The organism is Streptomyces sp. SID1328, from assembly GCF_009865595.1.
In the GTDB taxonomy this organism is placed as follows: domain Bacteria; phylum Actinomycetota; class Actinomycetes; order Streptomycetales; family Streptomycetaceae; genus Streptomyces; species Streptomyces griseoluteus.
Map to the genome: position 1 here is coordinate 1 of NZ_WWKH01000044.1, position 4,871 is coordinate 4,871.

General features: G+C 68.9%; 4 protein-coding genes and 3 tRNA genes. All 7 read left to right on the forward strand.

Annotation, left to right across the window (positions count from 1 at the left end):
- Window positions 1–738: 738 nt before the first annotated feature.
- Entirely contained in the window at window positions 739–933 is a 195-nt protein-coding gene (locus tag GT030_RS01420) for a hypothetical protein (protein ID WP_086695064.1), read from the forward strand.
- 392 nt (window positions 934–1,325) lie between these two features.
- Complete coding sequence (locus GT030_RS01425) at window positions 1,326–2,111, forward strand: fumarylacetoacetate hydrolase family protein (protein ID WP_161199436.1); 786 nt, start codon at window positions 1,326–1,328, stop codon at window positions 2,109–2,111.
- Window positions 2,095–3,579: a glutamate--tRNA ligase gene (gene gltX / locus GT030_RS01430; protein WP_161199437.1), complete on the forward strand. Its 1,485-nt coding sequence runs from the start codon at window positions 2,095–2,097 to the stop codon at window positions 3,577–3,579. Before GT030_RS01425 ends, gltX begins: the two co-directional genes overlap by 17 nt.
- A 99-nt stretch (window positions 3,580–3,678) precedes the next feature.
- Complete coding sequence (locus tag GT030_RS01435; RefSeq protein ID WP_202459550.1) at window positions 3,679–4,407, forward strand: HAD family hydrolase; 729 nt, start codon at window positions 3,679–3,681, stop codon at window positions 4,405–4,407.
- Window positions 4,408–4,498: 91 nt separating this feature from the next.
- Window positions 4,499–4,570: transfer RNA gene (locus tag GT030_RS01440), tRNA-Gln, on the forward strand.
- A gap of 39 nt (window positions 4,571–4,609) precedes the next feature.
- Window positions 4,610–4,682 (forward strand) — tRNA-Glu (locus tag GT030_RS01445).
- Between the two features lie 28 nt (window positions 4,683–4,710).
- Window positions 4,711–4,783 (forward strand) — tRNA-Glu (locus tag GT030_RS01450).
- The last annotated feature ends 88 nt before the right edge of the window (window positions 4,784–4,871 follow it).

The window sequence follows — 4,871 nt, forward strand, 5'->3', positions numbered from 1 at the left end:
GGACGCGCCGGGGCGTCCCCCGCGCTCGCCGTTGTCGCCGGACGGGCCCTTGCCGGCGCTCTGGGCGTGCTGGTGCGAGGAACCACGGTCGGTCCCGCCGTGCGGCTCCGGCTCGGCCGAAGCGCTGCCATCCCTCTTGAAACGTCCCTGCACTAGCGTCGCAACCTCTGGACCAGGCGCCCCTCCGCGTGAACGGCGGGACACGGTGTCGGCGTCATGAAGGGCGCCCTGAATACGCCCCCCGTGTGGTCTTGAGTGACCGGCGCTGGATTCCCCCCTTGCTCACCGCCACTCGGCGCGGCGTCGCGCCCCCTGTGCCGGCTCGTTCCTGCGGCGGTCCGTGGCATTCCAGCACAGTGCCGGATCTCCAACAAGGGACGTACCCCGAGCTGTGACCTACGTGACGGCGCGTGATCCGGGGGTCACGACGGGTGGAACCGGATCACCCGTATAGGCGGGCAATTCCGGCGAGTCGAGCGCCTGTGCGGGACGCTCGAACGGTGTCCCAGTCGCCATGATCAGGAGCGGAATGGTGGGTTCAGGCGACCAATGTCCGTTTCATCGCTCAAGACCCGCAGTCTGAATTGACCCATTTGTGTGGCTGGTAGTGAGCAAACTCACACCCCGATCATGGGTGGTTCACGTGAGTGACGGGGATTCGCATGTTTAGCCTGACGCTTTACAGGATGAGCGGCTCTGCCCATTCCCACCCGATCACGACGCCACAGGACGACAACGGTGAAGACGACGATGATGTTCCAGACGACGGCGAACCCGCGACGCACGACGCTGGCACACCTGAACGACGCCGGCGAACTGCGGATCGCCGAGCTGCCCGAGCACCCCACCGACCTCCCGGACCGGACCGCCAACCCCCGGCGCACCATTCTGATGGAGCTGCCCGCCTCCGCCGTGGTCGAGGCCGGCGTCTGAGCGCACCCGTCCCGCCCGAGCGCGGCCCGGTGGACCGTCCACCCGTGACGGCCCGCCGGGCCGCGCTCGCTTTTTCCGGGCCCGAGGGATTACCGCCACGGCGAGGGATATCGGCTCTCCCGCTAATCCCGGCCCGCGCATTTTCCGGCACCGTCCGGCGGCATTACCCGTAATGCGCCCCCGCCCGGCCTCCGTGCCCGGGCGGCCCGTGCCACCACTGGGTTACCGCCCCGCCGGGCAGTCGCCCGTGACCATCGGAAATCCCGAATTAATCCGCCCGCGTTTCCGCACCGTATAACCGCCGCCCGCACCACCGGCCGAACGCCGGACGCGCGGACCGGTTAACCTGGGACGTCAGTACGCCGGTTCTCAGTGAGAGGCGCCAGAATCCCGTGCGCATCGCCAGATTCTCCATCGACGGGAACGTAGCCTTCGGCGCGGTCGAGGGCGACAAGCAGGACGAGCTCGTCCTCGACATCATCAAGGGCATCCCCTTCGCCGACCACGAGCTGTCCGGCACCAAGGTGCCCCTCAGCAAGGTCCGGCTGCTCCCCCCGGTGCTCCCCAACAAGGTCGTGGCCTTCGGCCGCAACTACGCCGAGCACGCCAGGGAACTGGGCAGCGAGGTGCCGGACGTCCCGTTCGCCTTCTTCAAGCCCTCCACCTCGGTGACCGGCCCCGGCGACGACATCCAGTACCCGCCCTTCACCAAGGAACTGCACTACGAGGCCGAGCTGGCCGTGGTCATCGGCCGCATGTGCCGCGAGGTCCCGCGCGAGCGCGTCAAGGACGTCATCTTCGGCTACACCTGCGCCAACGACGTGACCGCCCGCGATGTGCAGCGCGCCGAGAAGCAGTGGGCCCGCGCCAAGGGCTTCGACTCCTCCTGCCCGCTCGGCCCCTGGGTGGAGACGGACATCGACCTCGCCCGCGCGAACGACCTCACCGTCCAGCTCACCCTCAACGGCGAGCAGCGCCAGCTCGGGCGCACCAGCGAGATGGTCCACCCCATCGAGGACCTGATCGTCAACATCTCCGAGGCCATGACGCTGCTCCCCGGCGACGTGATCCTCACCGGCACCCCCGCGGGCGTCGGCTCCATGAGCGTCGGCGACGAGGTCGCCGTCACCATCGAAGGCATCGGCACTCTCACCAACAAGGTTGTCAAGCGTGGCTAGCGCACCTGTACGCGTCCGTTTCTGTCCGTCGCCCACCGGTAACCCCCATGTGGGCCTGGTGCGCACCGCCCTGTTCAACTGGGCGTTCGCCCGCCACCACGAGGGCACCCTGGTCTTCCGGATCGAGGACACCGACGCGGCCCGCGACTCCGAGGAGTCCTACAACCAGCTCCTGGACGCCATGCGCTGGCTCGGCTTCGACTGGGACGAGGGCCCCGAGGTCGGCGGCCCGCACGCGCCGTACCGCCAGTCGCAGCGGATGGACATCTACCAGGACGTCGCGAACAAGCTCCTGGACGGCGGCTACGCCTACCACTGCTACTGCTCCCAGGACGAGCTGGACACCCGCCGCGAGGCCGCCCGCGCCGCCGGCAAGCCCTCCGGGTACGACGGCCACTGCCGCGAGCTGAGCGCCGCGCAGGTCGAGGAGTTCAAGGCCCAGGGCCGCGAGCCGATCGTCCGCTTCCGGATGCCGGACGAGGCGATCACCTTCGACGACCTGGTGCGCGGCGAGATCACCTACCTCCCGGAGAACGTCCCGGACTACGGCATCGTGCGCGCCAACGGCGCCCCGCTGTACACCCTGGTGAACCCGGTCGACGACGCGCTGATGGACATCACCCACGTCCTGCGCGGCGAGGACCTGCTCTCCTCCACCCCGCGCCAGATCGCCCTGTACAAGGCGCTGATGGAACTGGGCATCGCCAAGCAGATCCCGGCCTTCGGCCACCTGCCGTACGTGATGGGCGAGGGCAACAAGAAGCTCTCCAAGCGCGACCCGCAGTCCTCGCTCAACCTCTACCGCGAGCGCGGCTTCCTGCCCGAGGGTCTGCTCAACTACCTGTCCCTGCTGGGCTGGTCGCTCTCGGCGGACCAGGACATCTTCTCGATCGCGGAGATGGTGGCCGCCTTCGAGATCTCGGACGTGAACCCCAACCCGGCGCGCTTCGACCTGAAGAAGTGCGAGGCGATCAACGCCGACCACATCCGGCTGCTCGACGTGAAGGACTTCACCGAGCGCTGCGCCCCGTGGCTGAAGGCCCCGGTCGCGCCCTGGGCACCGGAGGACTTCGACGAGGCCAAGTGGCAGGCGATCGCCCCGCACGCCCAGACCCGGCTCAAGGTGCTCTCCGAGATCACCGACAACGTCGACTTCCTCTTCCTGCCCGAGCCCGTCTTCGACGAGGCTTCGTGGAGCAAGGCCATGAAGGAAGGCTCGGACGCGCTGCTGCGCACCGCGCGGGAGAAGCTCGAGTCCGCCGACTGGACCTCGGCCGAATCCCTCAAGGAGGCCGTCCTGGCCGCCGGCGAGGCCCACGGGCTCAAGCTCGGCAAGGCCCAGGCCCCCGTCCGCGTGGCCGTGACCGGCCGCACCGTCGGCCTCCCCCTGTTCGAGTCCCTGGAGGTACTCGGCAAGGAGAAGACCCTGACCCGCATCGACGCGGCACTGGCGCGGCTCGCGGCGTAACGAACGCCACACCGCCAGGGGCGGCATCCGGCCACCGGATGCCGCCCCTCGGCGTTCCGGCGCGCTGCCGCGGGGGCGGGCGCCCGTTACCGTCGGCCCATGAGTATCCGAGCCGTGGTCTGGGACGTGGACGACACCCTTTTCGACTACACCACCGCCGACCGTGAGGGCATGCGGGCGCACCTCCTGGCGGAGGGGCTGCTCGCTCGGTTCGAGACGCCGGAACAGGCGCTCGCGGCGTGGCGGACGGCGACCGAGGCCCACTGGGCGCGGCACGCGGCGGGGGAGGCCACCTTCGAGGGGCAGCGGCTGGACCGGGTGCGGGCGTTCCTGGGCGCGGAACTCAGTGACGCCGAAGCCGAGGAATGGTTTCTGCGCTACGTCGGGCACTACCAGGCGGCCTGGCAGGTCTTCCCGGACGTGCTGCCCGCCCTGGACGCCCTCCCGGAGCACCGGCACGCGGTGCTGTCCAACTCCAGCCTGACCGTCCAGGAGCACAAGCTGCGCACCCTGGGCCTGCGGGACCGGTTCGAGTCCGTGCTGTGCGCCGTCGAGCTGGGGGTGTCCAAGCCGGCCGCCGGGGCCTTCCTGGCCGCCTGTGAGGGGCTGGGGCTGCCCCCGCACGAGGTGGCGTACGTCGGGGATCATCCGGAGATCGACGGGCGGGGCGCGGCGGAGGCCGGGATGATGTCCGTATGGATCGACCGGGGCGGCCCGCACGCGCGGCCGGATGGGACGGTCCTGGCGCACCGGATCACCAGCCTCGCCGAACTCCCGGCGCTGGTCCGCGCGGATACCCGTTTTGGAGCCCCGTCCACCTTCGGGTAATGTTCTTCCTGCGCCGAGGGGAACGGGCCGAAAGGCCGGGCCCCAGGCGCATCTGCTAGAACAAGATCCCCGCTCGGGGCTTGCGTTCCAGTGGCCTATGGTGTAATTGGCAGCACGACTGATTCTGGTTCAGTTAGTCTTGGTTCGAGTCCAGGTAGGCCAGCTCGCAGAGCTCATCTGCACCCGCGGATCTTGTCCGCGAGCCCCCGTTGTGTAGCGGCCTAGCACGCTGCCCTCTCAAGGCAGTAGCGCCGGTTCGAATCCGGTCGGGGGTACTGGTTCCGATCACTCGGAATCGCTAGGGCCCCCGTTGTGTAGCGGCCTAGCACGCCGCCCTCTCAAGGCGGTAGCGCCGGTTCGAATCCGGTCGGGGGTACTGACTGGTCTAAACCATCATTGGTCTATGGTGTAATTGGCAGCACGACTGATTCTGGTTCAGTTAGTCTTGGTTCGAGTCCAGGTAG

Excerpts from the sequence above, each read along its gene's own strand:
- GT030_RS01435 (WP_202459550.1), top strand. The coding sequence starts at position 3,679 with ATGAGTATCCGAGCCGTGGTCTGGGACGTGGACGACACCCTTTTCGAC.